The 16,845-nt window shown below is 62.5% G+C and carries 13 protein-coding genes, 1 other RNA gene and 6 pseudogenes; 14 read left to right on the forward strand and 6 right to left on the reverse strand.

Annotated elements, in window-relative coordinates; translation table 11 throughout:
• Nucleotides 1-33: 33 nt before the first annotated feature.
• Nucleotides 34-240, forward strand: a pseudogene (locus tag J5I97_RS12760) (IS1595 family transposase); the annotation flags it as partial.
• A 78-nt stretch (nt 241-318) separates the two neighbouring features.
• On the opposite strand, the gene J5I97_RS20600 reads toward J5I97_RS12760, so the two are convergent.
• Nucleotides 319-732: an IS30 family transposase gene (locus J5I97_RS20600; protein ID WP_430541834.1), complete on the reverse strand. Its 414-nt coding sequence runs from the start codon at nt 730-732 to the stop codon at nt 319-321.
• Between the two features lie 191 nt (nt 733-923).
• Nucleotides 924-1,014: pseudogene (locus tag J5I97_RS20605) on the reverse strand (helix-turn-helix domain-containing protein); the annotation flags it as partial.
• A gap of 225 nt (nt 1,015-1,239) precedes the next feature.
• Between J5I97_RS20605 and J5I97_RS12770 the strand changes: the two are divergent.
• Nucleotides 1,240-2,547 carry a polyhydroxyalkanoate depolymerase gene (locus J5I97_RS12770; RefSeq protein WP_208586919.1) on the forward strand — a complete coding sequence of 436 codons (1,308 nt, stop codon included), beginning with the start codon at nt 1,240-1,242 and terminating at the stop codon, nt 2,545-2,547.
• A gap of 90 nt (nt 2,548-2,637) precedes the next feature.
• On the opposite strand, the gene J5I97_RS12775 is transcribed toward J5I97_RS12770, so the two are convergent.
• Nucleotides 2,638-2,713: non-coding RNA, sX9 sRNA (locus J5I97_RS12775), on the reverse strand.
• A 166-nt stretch (nt 2,714-2,879) separates the two neighbouring features.
• On the opposite strand from J5I97_RS12775, the pseudogene J5I97_RS12780 reads away from it, so the two are divergent.
• A pseudogene (locus J5I97_RS12780) lies at nt 2,880-3,689 on the forward strand (alginate export family protein); the annotation flags it as partial.
• Between the two features lie 48 nt (nt 3,690-3,737).
• Here J5I97_RS12780 and J5I97_RS20395 read toward each other — a convergent pair.
• Nucleotides 3,738-4,341 (reverse strand): annotated as a pseudogene (locus J5I97_RS20395) (hypothetical protein); the annotation flags it as partial.
• Between the two features lie 210 nt (nt 4,342-4,551).
• On the opposite strand from J5I97_RS20395, the gene J5I97_RS12785 reads away from it, so the two are divergent.
• The 4 genes from J5I97_RS12785 (at nt 4,552) to J5I97_RS12800 (ending at nt 8,776) form a co-directional block, all read left to right on the forward strand.
• Nucleotides 4,552-5,226: a DUF502 domain-containing protein gene (locus J5I97_RS12785; RefSeq protein WP_208586921.1), complete on the forward strand. Its 675-nt coding sequence runs from the start codon at nt 4,552-4,554 to the stop codon at nt 5,224-5,226.
• A gap of 4 nt (nt 5,227-5,230) precedes the next feature.
• Nucleotides 5,231-6,007 carry a queuosine precursor transporter gene (locus tag J5I97_RS12790; RefSeq protein ID WP_208586923.1) on the forward strand — a complete coding sequence of 259 codons (777 nt, stop codon included), beginning with the start codon at nt 5,231-5,233 and terminating at the stop codon, nt 6,005-6,007.
• A gap of 245 nt (nt 6,008-6,252) precedes the next feature.
• On the forward strand, nt 6,253-6,813 hold the full coding sequence (locus tag J5I97_RS20020) for a hypothetical protein (RefSeq protein WP_238135525.1): 561 nt from the start codon (nt 6,253-6,255) through the stop codon (nt 6,811-6,813).
• Nucleotides 6,814-6,835: 22 nt separating this feature from the next.
• On the forward strand, nt 6,836-8,776 hold the full coding sequence (locus tag J5I97_RS12800) for a DUF885 domain-containing protein (protein WP_208586925.1): 1,941 nt from the start codon (nt 6,836-6,838) through the stop codon (nt 8,774-8,776).
• A 15-nt stretch (nt 8,777-8,791) separates the two neighbouring features.
• On the opposite strand, the gene mmuM is transcribed toward J5I97_RS12800, so the two are convergent.
• Both mmuM and mmuP read right to left on the reverse strand, forming a co-directional pair.
• Nucleotides 8,792-9,754, reverse strand: a complete 963-nt coding sequence (gene mmuM, locus J5I97_RS12805; RefSeq protein WP_208586927.1) for a homocysteine S-methyltransferase — start codon at nt 9,752-9,754, stop codon at nt 8,792-8,794.
• Complete coding sequence (gene mmuP, locus J5I97_RS12810; protein ID WP_208586928.1) at nt 9,751-11,148, reverse strand: S-methylmethionine permease; 1,398 nt, start codon at nt 11,146-11,148, stop codon at nt 9,751-9,753. The genes mmuM and mmuP overlap by 4 nt, the downstream gene beginning before the upstream one ends.
• 355 nt (nt 11,149-11,503) lie before the next feature.
• Here mmuP and J5I97_RS20400 point away from each other — a divergent pair.
• The 7 genes and pseudogenes from J5I97_RS20400 to J5I97_RS12845 all read left to right on the forward strand — a co-directional run.
• Nucleotides 11,504-11,569: pseudogene (locus J5I97_RS20400) on the forward strand (VOC family protein); the annotation flags it as partial.
• A gap of 179 nt (nt 11,570-11,748) precedes the next feature.
• Entirely contained in the window at nt 11,749-12,201 is a 453-nt protein-coding gene (locus J5I97_RS12820) for a DUF2147 domain-containing protein (protein WP_208586929.1), read from the forward strand.
• A 103-nt stretch (nt 12,202-12,304) separates the two neighbouring features.
• On the forward strand, nt 12,305-14,389 hold the full coding sequence (gene metG, locus J5I97_RS12825) for a methionine--tRNA ligase (protein ID WP_208586930.1): 2,085 nt from the start codon (nt 12,305-12,307) through the stop codon (nt 14,387-14,389).
• A 100-nt stretch (nt 14,390-14,489) separates the two neighbouring features.
• A pseudogene (locus J5I97_RS12830) lies at nt 14,490-14,944 on the forward strand (HAD family hydrolase).
• An 11-nt stretch (nt 14,945-14,955) separates the two neighbouring features.
• Complete coding sequence (gene rnfB, locus J5I97_RS12835) at nt 14,956-15,375, forward strand: Rnf electron transport complex subunit RnfB (RefSeq protein ID WP_208586931.1); 420 nt, start codon at nt 14,956-14,958, stop codon at nt 15,373-15,375.
• Nucleotides 15,376-15,596: 221 nt separating this feature from the next.
• Entirely contained in the window at nt 15,597-16,385 is a 789-nt protein-coding gene (locus J5I97_RS12840; RefSeq protein ID WP_208586932.1) for a hypothetical protein, read from the forward strand.
• Between the two features lie 85 nt (nt 16,386-16,470).
• Complete coding sequence (locus J5I97_RS12845) at nt 16,471-16,839, forward strand: DUF4345 domain-containing protein (protein WP_208586934.1); 369 nt, start codon at nt 16,471-16,473, stop codon at nt 16,837-16,839.
• The last annotated feature ends 6 nt before the right edge of the window (nt 16,840-16,845 follow it).

The raw sequence follows: 16,845 nt of genomic DNA on the forward strand, positions 1-16,845 counted from the left end.
TGCGCATCGGCGTAAAGATCGCACCTGATTTGGTTGGGCAACCTCAAACGTGCCATCAGTAGCGTGTATCACGCCATCGCGCAAGGCAAATACGCACGACACTTTCTGGCCGAAGCCGCCTATCGTTTCAACCGCAGATTCAGCTTGCGCAACATGCTGCCGCGACTTGCCACGGCCATGACGCAATCCAAACTATATCCTGAGCCGGTTCTGCGCGCAGCGAGTAACTTTCATAACTGAGAGTCAGCGATAATCAGGAAGCCTCAAAGGACGAGACAGCTAAAAAAATAACATTTGAGAAATTTTCTGTTGGCGGATTCAACTCCGATTCGCAACGCTGTTGAGGACCTCTTCGGAGAAGACGTCGAGGGGCGTTTTGAATCCGAGTACCTTGCGTGGACGATTGTAGAGTCGCTGTTCGATCCATCGTAGGTGCGCGTGGGCGATGGTGCTGAAATCGGTCTGTCGTGGCAAGTACTGGCGCGTCGATCCGTTGGCATTTTCGTTACTGCCACCCTGCCATGCACAGTACGGGTCTGCAAAATAGAAATCGCTCTGCAAGCACGCGGTAATGAATTGATGATCGGCGAACTCCTTGCCGTTGTCGGCGGTCAGGGTGTGCACCGTGTGGCGTAGGCCGCCCAGGCGCTGGACGATGGCGTTGCGCACGTTCTCGGCGATGCCGTCAGGCGAGTAGGCCAGCAGATGCAGGCGACTGCGACGTTCGGTCATGCTGACCACCACCGCCTTGCCATGCGAAGCGCGAAGGGTGTCCAGCTCCCAATCGCCGACGGCAATCTGTTCCGGGCTGAAGTCCTCACCCAGCAAGAGCTCGATCCGGGCGATGCGCTCAGCGTCGATGCGCGCACACCGGCTGGCCTGCGTGCGCCGATGCTCGCTGAGGCGCTGCGCATGATCGGGCAGATACTGCCGAGCGTGCCGGTGACGGCGCAGTTCGCGGCTGATCGTGCTGGGCGCGCGCTCCAACGCATCGGCGATGGCCCGCATCGACATCCCGGTTCATATAACGCATGCAAACGGTATCGTTCTCACAGGTCCAGGCGGCTGGATGACATGAGTAACTCCACTTGGCGGTGAAGTCGCTCAGGTCAGGTCGCCTGGACCACGTCACAACCGTTGGTGTTGCGATCCAGAGGTGAAGCCACCGCCCCATTTAAGGTGCAAATGCGCCAAAACGGGTATGCTGCGCGGCAGCAAAGAGCCGCACGGATGGGTAGAATGCTTTATCAACTGCATGAGCTGACCCGCAATCTTCTAGCCCCTTGGGTGCATCAGGCCCAGGCGAACGCCAAGATGTTTTCCGACCCCGACAGCCTATGGGCATCGCTTCCTGGCGCCGAACGCATGGCCGCCACCAACGAGCTGTTCCATCGACTGGGCAAGGAATACGAAAAACCCGCCTGGGCGCTCGACGATGTCGAGGTCGACGGCCACTCGCTGCCGATCATCGAACGCGAGGTGCTAAGCAAGCCGTTCTGTCGCCTGCTGCGCTTCAAGCGTTTCAGCGACCATGTCGAGCTGATCGGCAAAATGAAGCAGCAGCCGGCCGTGCTGGTGGTTGCGCCGTTGTCCGGCCACCACGCAACGCTGCTGCGCGACACCGTGCGCACGCTGCTGCGCAACCACAAGGTCTATGTGACCGACTGGGTAGATGCGCGCATGGTGCCGCTGGAAGCCGGCGCGTTCCGGCTCGAGGACTACATCGGTTACATCCGGGAATTCATCCGCCACATCGGCGTCGAGCGCTTGCATGTGGTGAGCGTGTGCCAGCCAACCGTGCCGGTGCTGGCGGCGGTGTCGCTGATGGCCTCCAATGACGAGCCAACGCCGCGCTCGCTGGTGATGATGGGCGGCCCGATCGACGCACGGCGCAGTCCGACTCAAGTCAATAACCTGGCAACGGACAACGGCATTGAGTGGTTCCAGAACAACCTGATCCACACTGTGCCTTTCCCGTATCCGGGCCAGGGACGTCAAGTCTATCCGGGCTTTTTGCAGCACGCCGGCTTCCTGTCGATGAACCCGAATCGTCACGTAATGTCGCACTGGGATTTCTACACCGACCTGGTCAAGGGCGATCTGCAGGATGCGCAGGCGCATCGTCACTTCTATGACGAATACAATGCCGTGCTCGACATGCCAGCCGAGTATTACCTCGACACCATTCGCGTCGTGTTCCAGGACTTCTTGTTGCCGCAGGGCAAGTGGAAAGTGGACGGCCAGTTGGTCGAGCCGTCTGCGATCCGCAATACCGCGTTGCTCAGCATTGAAGGCGAACTGGACGATATGGCTGGCCTCGGCCAGACCGAAGCGGTGCACGATCTATGCACCGGCATCGATGCTGCGCATCGCCGGCATCTGGTGGTGGAAGGCGCTGGCCACTACGGTATCTTCAGCGGCCGGCGCTGGCGCGAGGTGGTATATCCGCAGGTACGCGAATTCATCGGTCGCTACGATGCAGATCCGGTGGGCAGCAGCGACCCTGCCACTGTCACGCCGATCCGCAGGCGCAGCAAACGCGCTTGACTCGCCCAAAAATTCTCCTTGATCGGAAACGATCAGGCGCGTTTTTATCAGGTTATCGTGCTGAGCAAGTATCGAGCACAACTTAAGAGCGGCTAACAAAACGTAGCGAGCAGTCGTCGGGTGGGTGCGGACGGCGGGGAGGAACCGGAGTGTACGCGTGGTACATGCCGATTCCGAGCACCGGCCGCGCCCGCCTGGCGGTGAGCGCAGTCGTTTTGTTAGCCGCTCTTAGAACAATTGGATTACTCCTTTGCGCGATTGCTTCACTACAGTCATTGCCTACTGGGCCGATACCATCATTAGACGAAGAAGTTTTTAGATAGGGCGGCACGATGCAATTTTCACGCTTGATGCGGCCGGCTATGGCCGATATTTCCCTTGGCGCGACACGCTGCCTGTGCCTTGCCATAGGCTTTTCGCTGCCTGGGCTGAGTTTTGCGCAAGCGCAAACCGCGTCGGTCAATGCCGAACAGACGCAGCCTGAGCCAGCGAAGGCATCGGCACTTGTCGCGCCTGCTGCTTCGAAGGGCTACCCGCTTGAAGCGCAGGATTAGGGTGCCAAACTAGAGCGGTAATGTGACAGGTGCGCTGGGCCGAAGACTGGTCGTATTCGAAAGACCCGTCCAAGCGCAAGAGCCCGTTCGATCCGCTCAAGTACATTTCGCTCAATGAGTCGGGCAAGGTGTATGTGTCGCTCAGCAACGAACTGCGTGCGCGCAGCAACACCATCACCAACCTCGGCCTGCTTCCGGGCAGCCATTCGCAGCAGCAGTACTTGTTCCGCGCGTTCTTCGGCGCGGATCTGCATATTGGCGAACACTTCACGCCTGTATACGGAACTGGCGCACGGCAGCCTGGATGGGCGCAACGAAGGCACCAAGACCGGCACACAGGAAAACAACGCGATCCTGCAGCAATTGTTCTTCGACGTGAAAGGCCGCGTCGCCGGCACCGACCTCGGCTTGCGTGTTGGTCGTCAGGTGTTTGTCGACGGCCCGACCACGCTGATCGCGTTGCGCGACAATACCGATGTCTTCGTGACCTTGAACGGTGCGCGCGCCTGGGCAATCGGCGAAAAGACCCGTGTGGATGTGTTCGATTTCAACTTCAATCTGGATGGCACCGAAGGCTTGGGCGACGACAGCAGCGCGCAGTCCTTAGGTGGCGCGGACGGCGCGCTCATGGTCGGGATTGGCAACACAGCCCATCGATAAGGTGTCCGGCACTGGAATCATCCTCTGCGACACCGCTTGATCCTGTGCAGGCAAAGTCCGCACCGGCGCACTACATGCCCGGGTATAGGTCGGCGCCATGAGCGCATACGTGCGCTCATGGTCTAGCAGATTCGGCATAACCAGCCAAATCGCGCAGTTTGATCAACAGCGGCATCTGGGTGGCAAGCGCATCGGCATAGCTTGCGGCCGTTTACGCACGCAATCCAGGCACCCGCCATAACGCTTGCACAGTGCCTGGGCCGACGACGGCCAATCCGGCTGGCGTGGATAGCGCGTGGCCGCACTCTGCAACGACATGCCTGCCGGCAACCACTCGAACCGCTGCACATCCTGGCAAGCAGCCCCCTCGCGCTGTGCATCCGGTACCGCGTGCGACAACGACCATAGCGCGGCAAACATGTTGGGCCCACGCAGCAGCGGTGGCGATTGAAGCAATTGCGCCGCCGCCTGGCGTTGCGCTTCGGGGAGCGGCCAACGCACTGAGATCGCGTAGCGCCACTGGCACCGCAATCAGGATGCAGAGCCCCAACAGGGCCGCTTTGAGCAACTTGGCGAGCATGCAAGTACTCCCCCTTCCATGGATTCAGCGCACGCTTTCCAAACCGTTCTGCCAACCTGACTTGGCGAGGCACATTCGCGCACATCGCCGATTGTTGTCACTGCATCCAGTGCACAGGATCGCAGCAGCGACACGCACTTGCCATCTCCCAGGCAAACAATGCTTACTGGTGGCATGCACCGGACGCTGCGGCGTGCCTACAATGCGCGCATGTCCGAATCCCCCACGCCGCATGCCCGCCCGTCCCTGCAACGCGTCTTTTTGACCGGGTTGCTCACTCTGCTGCCGGTCTGGTTGACCTGGGTGGTGGTGAAGTTCGTTTTCTCGCTGCTGTCGGGCATCAGCAGCCCGTGGGTGGCGCCGTTGTCCGAGCGCATCGCCGCCTCGTTTCCCGGTTATCTGGACTGGATCAAGGCGCTGTGGGTGCAGAACACCATCGCGCTGATCGCCACTGTCGGCGCGATTGTGTTCGTCGGCATCCTGAGCCGGCGTGTGATCGGGCAGCATCTGCTGCGCTGGTTCGAGGCGATCATGCGGCGCATTCCGCTGGCCAGCGTGGTCTACGACAGCGCGCGCAAGTTGCTCGACATGCTGCAGACCCAGCCCGGCAGCACCCAGCGTGTGGTGCTGATCGACTTCCCGCATCGCGACATGAAGTCGGTGGGCCTGGTTACCCGTGTGATCAAGGAACAAGGCACCGGCCGCGAGCTGGCGGCGGTGTATGTGCCGACCACGCCTAACCCGACCTCCGGCTATCTGGAGATCGTGCCGGTGGAGCTGCTCACCCCGACCGACTGGAGCGTGGATCAGGCGATGGGCTTCATCATTTCCGGAGGCGCGGTGGCGCCGGACTCGGTTCCATTCACCCGTACCGCAGATCGGTGACGCAATGACACAGGTGCGTGTCCTCGACGATCGTGCGGTACGCCTGTTCATTGCGCTGGCGGCGTTCTTCTGCGTCAACGCGGCGTTGGCAGAGTTCATCGGCGTCAAAATTTTTGCGCTCGAAGCCACACTTGGTATCGCACCGTTGAACTTGAATCTGTTCGGCCAGACCGGATCGCTCAGCTTCACCGCCGGCACGCTGCTGTGGCCGGTGGTGTTCATCATGACCGACACCATCAACGAGTTCTTCGGCAACCGTGGCGTGCGTTTCATCTCTTGGGTGGCGGTGGCGCTGATCGGCTACAGCTTTGTGTTCGCGTTCGCCGCGATCGGGCTGGCACCGGCAGGTTGGTGGGTCACTGCGGCGCAGAGCCAGGGCGTGCCCGACTATCAGGCCGCGTTTGCTGCGGTGTTCGGCCAGGGCCTGTGGACGATCGGGGGCTCGCTGGTGGCGTTTCTGTTCGGCCAGCTGATAGATGTCTCTGTATTCCATCGTATCCGCCGCGTCACTGGTGAAAAACACGTGTGGCTGCGCGCCACCGGCTCCACCGCGGTGTCGCAGTTGGTGGACAGCTTTGTGGTGATCTACATCGCCTTCGTGCTCGGCCCGCAGCATTGGTCCAAGGACCAGTTTCTGGCGGTGAGTACGCTCAACTACGTCTACAAGATGAGCTTTGCGATCGCATCGATTCCGCTGCTGTATCTGGCACGCCACGCCATCGGCGCATATCTCGGTGCCGAACGCGCCGAGCAATTGCGCGAGGAAGCGGCCGCGGGCTGAGCGTGGCCGGCAAGACGACTACGCTCATAGCCAAGCGCGGGGTAACCAATGCTCGGAGCATCTGACTCGTCTGCCTCGTCTGACTCGTCTGCCTCGGTTCCGATCGAGCGTTTCGCATCTTGTGATGCTGCACGCCACGTTGTCTCAGCCACGTTCAGCGGCGAATCGTCATCCATCGAAATTTCGTTCAATCCTGCTGCGGCTGCGCTGGCCATGCTGTTGCGCCCTGCAACGGACGCCTCGCAATGGACCATCTTGTCACAACGGCGCGCTTGGCTTTGGTGTGCTCGATTTCCCCCAGGCCGGTCGATCTGGTCGCACTGAATACCGGCGCAAGCTCTGGCGCACATGCAGGGCATAGGCATGTCATCGGCGCCACCATCGGCTGCGTGGCGCTGTTGCTGTTGGTCGGCATGGGCTTGCAGCATGTGCTGTTGCGCTGGCCACCGCTCGGGCGCGCCTTGCATCTGCACGCTCACGTCCATTGCGATAGCACGCCACTTCGCGATCGGCCGCACCCACCGAACCATTATTGGTGCGTATGCGGCGCAGAACCGAAGCATGCGGCTGTCGACCACATGGCGTCGTTCGACGAAGGGCAATGCCGGGTCGCGCCAGAACTCCTGCCCGCCGTGGATGGGCACCTGCGTATCGCGTGTCGATTCGGCCTTCTACATGGCAGCAAAATGATCGCACCGCAACATTCTTCGGCACTGCATCCTCCCACGGCTGCCTTGATGAATATCAGGCGCGCCACATCCCCCGAATGGGTGGCCGTAACGGTGCGGATCGGGCAAGCTCCTTGATCGCTTGTTTCCGGAACCAGTAATGCCCCTTAGCTTTTCCCGCCTGCTGTCCCTAGCCATGGCCGCCATCATAAGCCTGTCGCTGGCAACGCCCGCCGGTGCGGCCAAAAAGAAGACCGGTAAGGCACAGACCACGCAAACGCGCGCAGAGGCGAGCAAAGCCAAGAAAACCGCCAAGTCTGTGGCCAATGCCTCAAAGACTGCCAAAGGTGGCAAAGCACCCAACCCCAAGCCACGCACGGTCGCCGGGCCGGTCGTGCTGACCAAGGCGCAGCAGCTCAACCTGCTCTACGACCAGTACTGGGATGCCTCGCTGAAGCTCAATCCGCTGCAGGCCACCTTACAGGGCGAGGGCCGCTACAACGATCAACTGCCAAACTTTCTGTCGCCGACGTTCCGGCAGCAATCGCACGAGTTCACCGTGTCGTGGCTGGGCAAGGCCGAGGCGCTGGGGCCGGAGGGGCTGAGCGGCCAGGACCTGCTCAGCTACCAGATCTTCGTGCGCGATGCGCGTGGCGCGCTGGCGGCTGAGCAGTTCCCCAGCTGGATGCTGCCGATCAACCAGTTTTACAACATCGCCAGCATCGCGGTTGTGCTGGGCTCGGGCATCGGCGCGCAGCCGTTCAAGACGGTCAAGGACTACGACAACTGGTCGCGCCGCGCGATCGGCATCCCCGAGTTGTTTGACCAGGCAATCGCCAACATGCGCGCCGGCATGCAGGCCGGCGTGGTGCAGCCGAAGGTGTTGATGCAGAAGGTGCTGACGCAGCTGGACGCGATCATCGTGCGCAATGCCGAAGACAGCCTGTTCTGGGGGCCGATCCGCAACCTGCCGGCCGACATTCCCGAGGCCGACAAGCAACGCCTCACCGCCGAATACAAACGGCTGATCGAAATGCGGGTCATGCCGGCGTATCGGGAGCTGCGCGGCTTCATCGCCACCCAATACCTGCCTGCCTGCCGCGACAGCGATGGCCTGGCCGCACTACCCAACGGCGCGGCGTGGTACGCCTACGACGTGCGTCAGAGCACCACTTCCGAGATGAGCCCGGAGCAGGTGCATCAGATCGGGCTGGCCGAGGTCGCACGCCTGCAGGGCGAGATCCAGGCCTTGGCCCGGCAGGTCAAGTTCCGCGGCAACCTGCCCAAGTTCTACAAGTTCATGCAGACCGACAAGCGCTTCACGTTCCGCAGCGACGCCGAATTGCTGGGCTATTACCGTGGCCTGCAGGGGCGCGTACAGGCTGCGGTGCCGCGTCTGTTCAATGCCCAGGGCATACCGGCGCTGGAAGTGCATGCGGTGGAAACGCAGCGCGCGCAGTCGGCCGCCAGCGCCTCGTACATGCGCCCCAGTGGCGATGGCAGCACGCCGGGCATCTTCTACGTCAACACCTCCGACCTGCCCTCGCGCAAGACCTGGGAGACCGAGAGCCTTTACCTGCATGAAGCGGTTCCCGGCCATCATTATCAACTCGGGCTGCAGCAGAAACTGACCGACCTGCCCAACTTCCGCCGCCTCGGTGGCGATACCGCCTATATCGAAGGTTGGGGCCTGTACGCCGAATCGCTGGGCCGCGAACTGGGGCTGTATCGAGACCCATACAGCACCTACGGCTATCTGCAGAACGCGTTGTGGCGCTCGATCCGCCTGGTGACCGACACCGGCCTGCACAGCAAGGGCTGGACCCGCGCCCAGGCGATCGACTACATGCTGGACAACTCGGCCATGACCCGCGCCGATGCCGAAGCCGAGGTCGACCGCTACATGGCCATTCCCGGCCAGGCACTAGCCTACAAAATCGGCGAGATGAAGATCGCGCAGCTGCGCGAGCAGGCGCAACGCGAGTTGGGACCACGCTTCGATGTGCGCGCCTTCCACACCGAAGTGCTCAAGGACGGCTCGGTGCCGCTGGATGTCCTGCAAGACAAAATCCAGCGCTGGATCGCCACGCAGAAGGGCTGAGGCGACTTAGAGCGGCTAACAAAACGACTGCGCAGCCGCTAACGCGGCGATATCGCGCGGCGTGGTGCGGCAGCAACCACCGATCAGTCGCGCACCTGCTGCCAACCACTGCGCATGCTGCTCGACCAGACTGCACGCTGGCGTAGTGCCTGCATGCCAACGTTTGTCGCTGGCTTCGTAATGCTCGCCCGAATTCGGATACGCAACCAGCGGCAGTGAGGTCAACGCGGACAAGGTCTGCAGCGCCGCGGTGACCTGTTTCAACGCAATGCAATTGATGCCCACCGCGATCACCTGCGCGCAGGCATCCAATGCCGGCACCACTTGCGCCAACGGCGTGCCGTCGCTCAGATGCGCGGCATCGCGCACAGTGAAAGAAAACCACGCATGCAGCTTTGGAAATTCTTCCAGCAACAACCGCAACGCCACGATCTCATTGGCCGACGGCAGCGTTTCGCAAGCCAGCAGATCCACCCCGGCCTCGGCCAATGCGGCGATGCGCGGGCGATGGAAGTCCATCAATTGCGCCAACGGCAGGTCGTAGTCGCCGCGGTATTCCGAGCCATCGGCCAGATACGCGCCATACGGCCCGACCGAGCCGGCCACCCACAACTGTGCGGGCTGCGGTTGCACCTGCAAATGATCGGCGCGCGCCTGCGCGGCCAACGCCACGCTGCGTGCGATAAGGGCGTGCGATTGCGCCAGATCCAGCCCGCGCGCAGCAAAGCCCAACGGCGTGGCCTGATAGCTGGCGGTAATCGCGCACTGCGCGCCGGCAGCGAAGTAATCGCGATGCACCTGGTAGATCAACTCCGGTTGCTCGACCAACACGCGTGCCGACCACAGCGCATCGTTGAGATCGCAGCCACGTTGCTCCAGTTCGGTGGCCAGCGCACCATCGAGCAGCACGTAGCCACCGTGCTGCAAAGCCTGACTGAAGGGCGCATCGGCGCGCGGCTGGCGGGAAAGAATCCTCATGCGTGCTGTCTCCGGGCCGCAATCCATCGAGTGAGTGCATGGGCCCCGTAGCACAGCGCTACAAATGGAATGCCGCACCACAGCGCGATGCGCTGCTGCGGATCGAATGCCAGCCCGATGCACGCCAGCAGACATAGCGAAAAGCCCAGGATCGGTGTCCACGGATACCACGGCGCGCGATACGCCAGGGTGTCCAGCGCGATGCCATCGCGCAGCAGCTGGCGACGAAAACAATAATGCGATGCGCAGATGCCAAGCCACACCACTACCACCGCGAAGCCGGATACTGCCGAGATCGCAACGAAAACGGTATCGGCCGCGTACACGCCGGTGAGTAGCGCCAACAAGCCGCCCAGCATGCTCAGCACCAATGCGGGCAATGGAATGCCGCGGCGGGTCAACCGCGCAAGGCCTGACGGCAGCGTGCCTTCGTTGGCCAGCGACCACAACATCCGCGCGGCCGCATACAGGCCGGAATTGGCCGCAGACAGGATCGCGGTGAGGATCACTGCATTCAAGATGTCAGCCGCATACGGAATGCCCAACAGCTCGAAAGCACGCACGAACGGGCTGGTCTCCACCGCCGCTTGCTCGGAGGGCAGCAGCGCGGCCAGCACCAGCACGGTACCGACAAACATCACCACCAAGCGCACGAGCGTGGTGCGGATCGCCAACGGAATCGCGCGCGCCGGCTGCTCGGTTTCGCCTGCGGCAACACCGATCAGTTCGGTGCCGGAGAACGCGAAGTTCACCGCCACCATCGTCATCAGAATCGGCAGCATGCCTTGCGCAAACCAGCCATTGGCACGCAAATGACGCAGCCCGGGGGTGGGCGAGCCATCGGCCAACGGCAGCACGCCGATCACCGCCGCACCTCCCAGCACGATGAACACCAAGATAGTGATCACCTTGATCAACGAAAACCAGAATTCGCCCTCGGCAAACCAGCGTGCCGACACCGTGTTCAAAGCGAAGATCAGCACGCAGAACAACAGGCACCACGGCCATGCCGGGCTGTGCGGGAACCAGTACTGCATGCAGAACGCGGCGGCAGTCAAACTCGATCCCAACGCCACCGTCCAAGTCAGCCAGTACAACCACGCCACCACATACCCGGTAGCTGGCCCGAGATAACGCGCGGCATAGACATGGAAGGCGCCGGTCTGCGGCATCGCCACCGCCAGCTCGCCCAGGCACTGCATCACCATATACACCACCAGTGCGCCGATCAGATACGCGATCACCGTGCCCAATGCGCCGGTGCTGGCGATGATGTAACCGGTGTTGAAGAACAACCCGGTGCCGATCACGCCGCCCAGCGACAGCATCACCAGATGACGCACCTGCATGCTGCGCTGAAACTGCGGTGCGGCGGTGGACGACGGCTCGGGCATGGGCGTGGCTGATGGGTGGCGGACCATCCTGCCATACCACGCAGGCGAGCACAGCCATGCGCTGGCGAGCTGTAGCGCAGCCCTGCCGCACACCGGCATACGGTTATCCTCACGATTGGTCTCTAGCTTGCCCGCCGCCATGCCACACCATTGCCGCACACTCTGTGCGCACCCCCACGCGCGCCATTGCCGCGCTGGGCTTGCCCGGATTCTTGCCGCCTCTACGGGTCATCGCGTCCGCAAACGTCGCTGACGTTGCCGCGCTGTCCATCGATCGCATGCGCTACGCGCACTGCCCGCCATCGAGCACGCTGGCATCGTCCAAATTGCTGCCGAGGCCCCTTCGGAGCGCCGCATGATGCTCGCCGGTATCCACCACGTGGCGATCATCGCTGGCGATTACGTGCGCTCCAAACAGTTCGGGACGACGCTTCCAACGTCAGCCTGAATCCATCGGGCAACACATCGCGCTTGCCAGGCCGCATGCGGTGCAGCATGAACGCATCCCGCAGTGCCTCTTTCCGCCGCCATACTCCACGCTGCTATACATTCGCGATCAGGCCGCCGACGGTGGCCACCGCACGCCCTGGGAGGGGACACATGCGCAAGACCTTCAAGACGCTGATTCTGGCCCTGCCGCTGGCTACCGCCTCGCTGCTGGCCCAGGCCGCCGATTATTCGCCGGCGGGCCGCTGGAAGACCATCGACGACGAGACCGGCAAACCAAAGTCGGTGGTACAGATCGAACAGTCAGGCACCGGCACGCTCAGCGGCAAAGTGGTTGAGATCCTGCAATCGGACAAAGGCCCGAACCCGTTGTGCGACAAGTGCGACGGAGCGCTCAAGGGCAAGCCGATCAAGGGCATGACCATCCTGTGGGGCCTCAAGCCCGACGGTACTGCCGTATGGAGCGGCGGCTCGGTGCTCGACCCGGCCAAAGGCAAGACCTACAAGGCCAAGGTCACCCTGACCGACGGCGGCAAGAAGCTGCAGATGCGCGGCTACGTAGGCATTGAGGCGCTAGGACGTACCCAGACCTGGATCCGCGAGTAGAACGAGTAGAAGAAGGCAGTTTCACGCCAAGGTACCGCGCCGCTGCAACATGGCAGCGCGCGCAGCCGTGCGATAATCGCGTTTCCCCCGCATTACGCCTGCCATGACACGCACCGCACTCGTCACCACTGCCCTGCCTTACGCCAACGGCCCGCTGCATCTTGGCCATCTGGTCGGCTATATCCAGGCCGACATCTGGGTGCGTGCGCGCCGGTTGCGCGGCGACAAGACCTGGTTCGTTTGCGCCGACGACACGCATGGCACGCCGATCATGCTCGCGGCCGAAAAGGCCGGTGTGACTCCTGAAGCCTTCATCGCCGACATCCAGGCCAGCCATGAGCGCGATTTCGCCGCGTTCGGGGTGACCTTCGATCACTACGATTCGACCAATTCGCCGGTCAATCGCGCGCTCACCGAAGCCTTCTACACCAAGCTCCAAGCCGCCGGACACATCGGCTGCCGTTCGGTGGCGCAGTTCTACGACCCGGCCAAGGGCATGTTCCTGCCGGATCGCTACATCAAGGGCATCTGCCCCAATTGCGGTAGCGCCGATCAATACGGCGACAACTGCGAAGTCTGCGGCGCGACCTATTCACCGACCGAGCTGAAAGAGCCCAAGTCGGTGATCTCCGGCGCTACGCCGGAGTTGCGAGATTCGGAACATTTCTTCTTCGAAGTGGGCCATTTCGATGGTTTCCTGCGCCAGTGGCTGGCTGGCGATGTGGCGCTGCCGGGCGTCAAAGCCAAGCTCAAGGAATGGCTGGATACCGAAGGCGGCCTGCGCGCGTGGGATATCTCGCGCGATGCGCCGTATTTCGGCTTCCAGATTCCCGGCCAGCCGGGCAAGTATTTCTACGTGTGGCTGGACGCGCCAATCGGGTATCTGTGCAGCTTCAAGACCCTGTGCGCGCAGATGGGCGAGGACTTCGCAGCGCATCTGGTCGCCGGCACGCAGACCGAGTTGCATCACTTCATCGGCAAGGACATCGTCAATTTCCACGGCCTGTTCTGGCCGGCGGTGCTGCACGGCACCGGCTATCGCGCGCCGACGCGGCTGCACGTCAACGGCTATCTCACCGTCGATGGCGCCAAGATGTCCAAATCGCGCGGCACCTTCGTGATGGCGCGGACCTTCCTGGACGTCGGGCTGGAACCGGAAGCGTTGCGGTATTACTTCGCGGCCAAATCCTCCGGCGGCGTTGACGATCTGGACCTCAACCTGGGCGACTTCGTCGCGCGGGTGAATTCGGATCTGGTCGGCAAGTTCGTCAACCTGGCCAGCCGCTGCGCGGGCTTCATCGGCAAGCGCTTCGATGGCAAGTTGGCCGATACCCTGCCCGACCCGGCGCAGTACGACCGCTTCGTCGCCGCGTTGGCGCCGATACGCCAGGCCTACGAGCGCAACGATGCGGCCAGCGCGATCCGTCAGACCATGGCACTGGCCGACGAGGCCAACAAATACATCGACGACACCAAGCCGTGGGTGATCGCCAAGCAAGCGGGTTTGGATGCGCAACTGCAATCGGTATGCACGCAGGGTCTGAATCTGTTCCGCATCCTGGTGGCCGCACTCAAGCCGATCCTGCCGCGCACCTGTGCCGAAGCCGAAGCCTTCCTGTCGGCGCCGATGACCAGTTGGCAAGACATCGCGCGCCCGCTGAGCGCGCACGTGATCCAGCCCTACACCGCCTTGTTCACCCGTATCGACCCCAAACTGATCGACGCCATGACCGACGCTTCAAAAGACACGCTCGCAGCACCCGCACCGGCCTTAGTAACCGCCAAGCCCGCACCGTCCAAGGTGGAGGCAAAGCCGGCAGCACCTGCCAATTCCCAATCCCACATCTCCACTCCCAGCCTCATCGGCATCGACGACTTCGCCAAGCTGGATCTGCGCATCGGCAAGGTGTTGGTCTGCGAATTCGTGGAAGGCTCGGACAAGCTGCTGCGCTTCGAACTGGATGCCGGTGAGTTGGGCAAGCGCCAGATCTTCTCGGGTATACGCGCCAGCTACGGCGAACCGGAAACGCTGGTCGGCCGCAGCGTGGTGTTCATCGCCAACCTGGCCCCGCGCAAGATGCGCTTCGGCATCAGCGAGGGCATGATCCTCTCGGCCGGTTTCGACGGCGGCGCGCTGGCGCTGCTGAATGCCGATGGTGGTGCGCAGCCGGGGATGCCGGTTAGGTAAGGCGGGATTAAGGATTGGCCCCTGCCTCAAGCGAAAATCCAACAGCGCGCCTTATCTCAAGTCCCCATTCCCCATCCACGAATCTTCAATCCCCACCTAAATGCAACTCGCCCCGTTCGACTTCGATCACACCATCACCATCTGCGACACCTATGCGCGCTTTCTGCGCAAGGTCGCAACGCCGGCGCAGTTGGCTGCGACGAAGTGGCAGCTGGGTCCGTGGCTGCTGGGCTGTCGGATGGGGCTGGTTTCCGCGCCGGCCTTGCGCGCACGCGTGACACGGTTGGTCTTCAGCGCTCGATCGCTGGATGAAATGACCGCGCACGGTGCGGCCTATGCACGCAATAATTTGCCAGGCGTATTGCCTGTGGAGATGGTGTGCTGAGCGGGCACTACGCCGAGGCAGATTGCGGGTCGCAAAAAGCAGCGCAGATCCGCCTGCGCTACGACCTGTCGCACTACGACTGCGTGCACGCGTATGGCGACAGTGGCGAAGACAAGCCGATGCTGGCGCTTGCGCAACAGCGCTGGTATCGCGGCAATCCGATGCACTGATACGCACCGCGATGTCTGCCACCGCCCCCGATCTGGTCGAACGCCTCGATCGTCTGTTACCGCAGACCCAATGCGGCCAGTGCGGTTACGACGGCTGCCGCCCTTACGCGCAAGCGATGGCAGATGGGCACGCCTCCGTTGATCATTGCCCGCCCGGTGGCGATGCCGGCGCACGTGCACTAGCACAAGCGCTGCACGTACCAGCACGCCCCTACGACCGCACACGCGGCACGCACAAGCCGCCGCAAGTGGCCTGGATTGTGGAAGCCGACTGCATCGGTTGCACCAAGTGCATCCAGGCTTGCCCGGTGGATGCGATCGTTGGCGGAGCCAAGCACATGCATACGGTGATCGCGCCGCTGTGCACCGGCTGCGAGCTGTGTCTGCCGGCTTGCCCGGTGGATTGCATCCAATTGCACGCACTCGGCTGAGAGCAACAACTTACAGAACAACTGCGTAACCAGCACACATGTGTCGTCGGTACTCGCCAACAGACGCATCGCCCCACCCTGCACATGGCTCTTCGCCAGCTCCCAGGCCATCGGCACAGGCCACCTGCCACCACACAAGGTCGGTCACCTGCTGATGCATCTAGCGCATCCGTCCTGCGGCCGTGTCCGTATTGGTATGCACTCCCATCGAGGATCTGCCGATGCGCCCACTTGCCGCCGCCCTTGCTGCGCTCGCCATCCAATGCCGGTCGGTTCCGCCATTGTTGGCACTGGTATTAGGCAGCCTGCCGCTTGGCGCCGCGGCGGTCACGCGCGTAGATGGCGATGCGTTCGATGGCGACAGCGGCACATTGCGCTATCGCGAGTCGCATTGGCTGCTCGACGACGGTGGACGGCTTGTGCTGTACCGCTGCCCGGACGGGCGGCCGTTCGCGCGCAAGCAGGTCGACGGTGGCGGCACCTCGCCCGACTTCAGCCTGCTCGATGGGCGCGATGGCTATCGCGAAGGAGTGCGTCAACGCGATGGCGTGCGCGAGATGTTTCAGCAGGAACCAGGTAAAGCCGAACGCCGCACCGCGCTGACGACCACCGACGGCGAGCGCGTGATCGACGCCGGGTTCGACACCTATCTGCGCAACAACTGGGATGCACTTGCCGCCACGCCGCAGCGCGTGGACTTCGTCTTGCCGAGCCTGCAGCGACAGCTGGCCTTTCGTGTCGAACGCATGGGGGATGCGGCCGGCCAACGCCGTTTCCGGATCAGCCTGGATGCATGGTACGGCGCGGCGGTGCCGTCGCTCGAGGTGCGTTATTCCATCGCCGACAAACGTCTGCTTGAATTCCGTGGGGTCGGCAATCTGCGCGATGCACGCGGCCGCTATCCGCGCGTGCGCATCGTTTTTCCGGACACCGCTGCGCGTGCCGCCAGCGCAGATGAATTTCGGCATGCGCGCGAGCAGCCGTTGATCAAGAGCTGCAGCAGCCCGTGAGCAAGGCCTGCGCCGTCTTCACGTTCGACCACGCGCGGTTGCGTACAACGGCCCGGGCACCCATTGCCCACACAGGAGCACCGTCATGGCAAAAGCCTATCTCTGGATCAACGCAGTGCTGTACGTTGCGCTTGCGATCTGGTGCACGTTATCTCCGGTCAATACCGCACATGCGGTGGGCTATACCCAGCTCTCGCCGGCCGGGCAATCGGAGTATTTGGTCATCTATGGCGGCCTGCAGTTGGGCATGGCCTTCCTGTTCGGCTACTTCGCCTGGATCGATCAACCCCGCACCGGGCTGGTGGTCGCACTCGCGTTCTATGTGCCGATCGTGCTCTTCCGCAGCGTCGCGCTCTCGCGCCTTTGGCCAGTCTCTGCACCCACCGTCGTACTTGCAGGCGTGGAGATCCTGTTGCTGCTCGCTGCTGTGCTGCTGTGGTTCCAGCGCAAGTGAAAGACA

The sequence above is a fragment of the Xanthomonas fragariae genome, assembly GCF_017603965.1.
Classification (GTDB): Bacteria; Pseudomonadota; Gammaproteobacteria; order Xanthomonadales; family Xanthomonadaceae; genus Xanthomonas; species Xanthomonas fragariae_A.

Excerpts from the sequence above, each read along its gene's own strand:
- J5I97_RS20600 (WP_430541834.1), bottom strand. The coding sequence starts at position 732 with ATGACCGAACGTCGCAGTCGCCTGCATCTGCTGGCCTACTCGCCTGAC.
- J5I97_RS12770 (WP_208586919.1), top strand. The coding sequence starts at position 1,240 with ATGCTTTATCAACTGCATGAGCTGACCCGCAATCTTCTAGCCCCTTGG.
- J5I97_RS12785 (WP_208586921.1), top strand. The coding sequence starts at position 4,552 with ATGTCCGAATCCCCCACGCCGCATGCCCGCCCGTCCCTGCAACGCGTC.
- J5I97_RS12790 (WP_208586923.1), top strand. The coding sequence starts at position 5,231 with ATGACACAGGTGCGTGTCCTCGACGATCGTGCGGTACGCCTGTTCATT.
- J5I97_RS20020 (WP_238135525.1), top strand. The coding sequence starts at position 6,253 with ATGGACCATCTTGTCACAACGGCGCGCTTGGCTTTGGTGTGCTCGATT.
- J5I97_RS12800 (WP_208586925.1), top strand. The coding sequence starts at position 6,836 with ATGCCCCTTAGCTTTTCCCGCCTGCTGTCCCTAGCCATGGCCGCCATC.
- mmuM (WP_208586927.1), bottom strand. The coding sequence starts at position 9,754 with ATGAGGATTCTTTCCCGCCAGCCGCGCGCCGATGCGCCCTTCAGTCAG.
- mmuP (WP_208586928.1), bottom strand. The coding sequence starts at position 11,148 with ATGCCCGAGCCGTCGTCCACCGCCGCACCGCAGTTTCAGCGCAGCATG.
- J5I97_RS12820 (WP_208586929.1), top strand. The coding sequence starts at position 11,749 with ATGCGCAAGACCTTCAAGACGCTGATTCTGGCCCTGCCGCTGGCTACC.
- metG (WP_208586930.1), top strand. The coding sequence starts at position 12,305 with ATGACACGCACCGCACTCGTCACCACTGCCCTGCCTTACGCCAACGGC.
- rnfB (WP_208586931.1), top strand. The coding sequence starts at position 14,956 with ATGTCTGCCACCGCCCCCGATCTGGTCGAACGCCTCGATCGTCTGTTA.
- J5I97_RS12840 (WP_208586932.1), top strand. The coding sequence starts at position 15,597 with ATGCGCCCACTTGCCGCCGCCCTTGCTGCGCTCGCCATCCAATGCCGG.
- J5I97_RS12845 (WP_208586934.1), top strand. The coding sequence starts at position 16,471 with ATGGCAAAAGCCTATCTCTGGATCAACGCAGTGCTGTACGTTGCGCTT.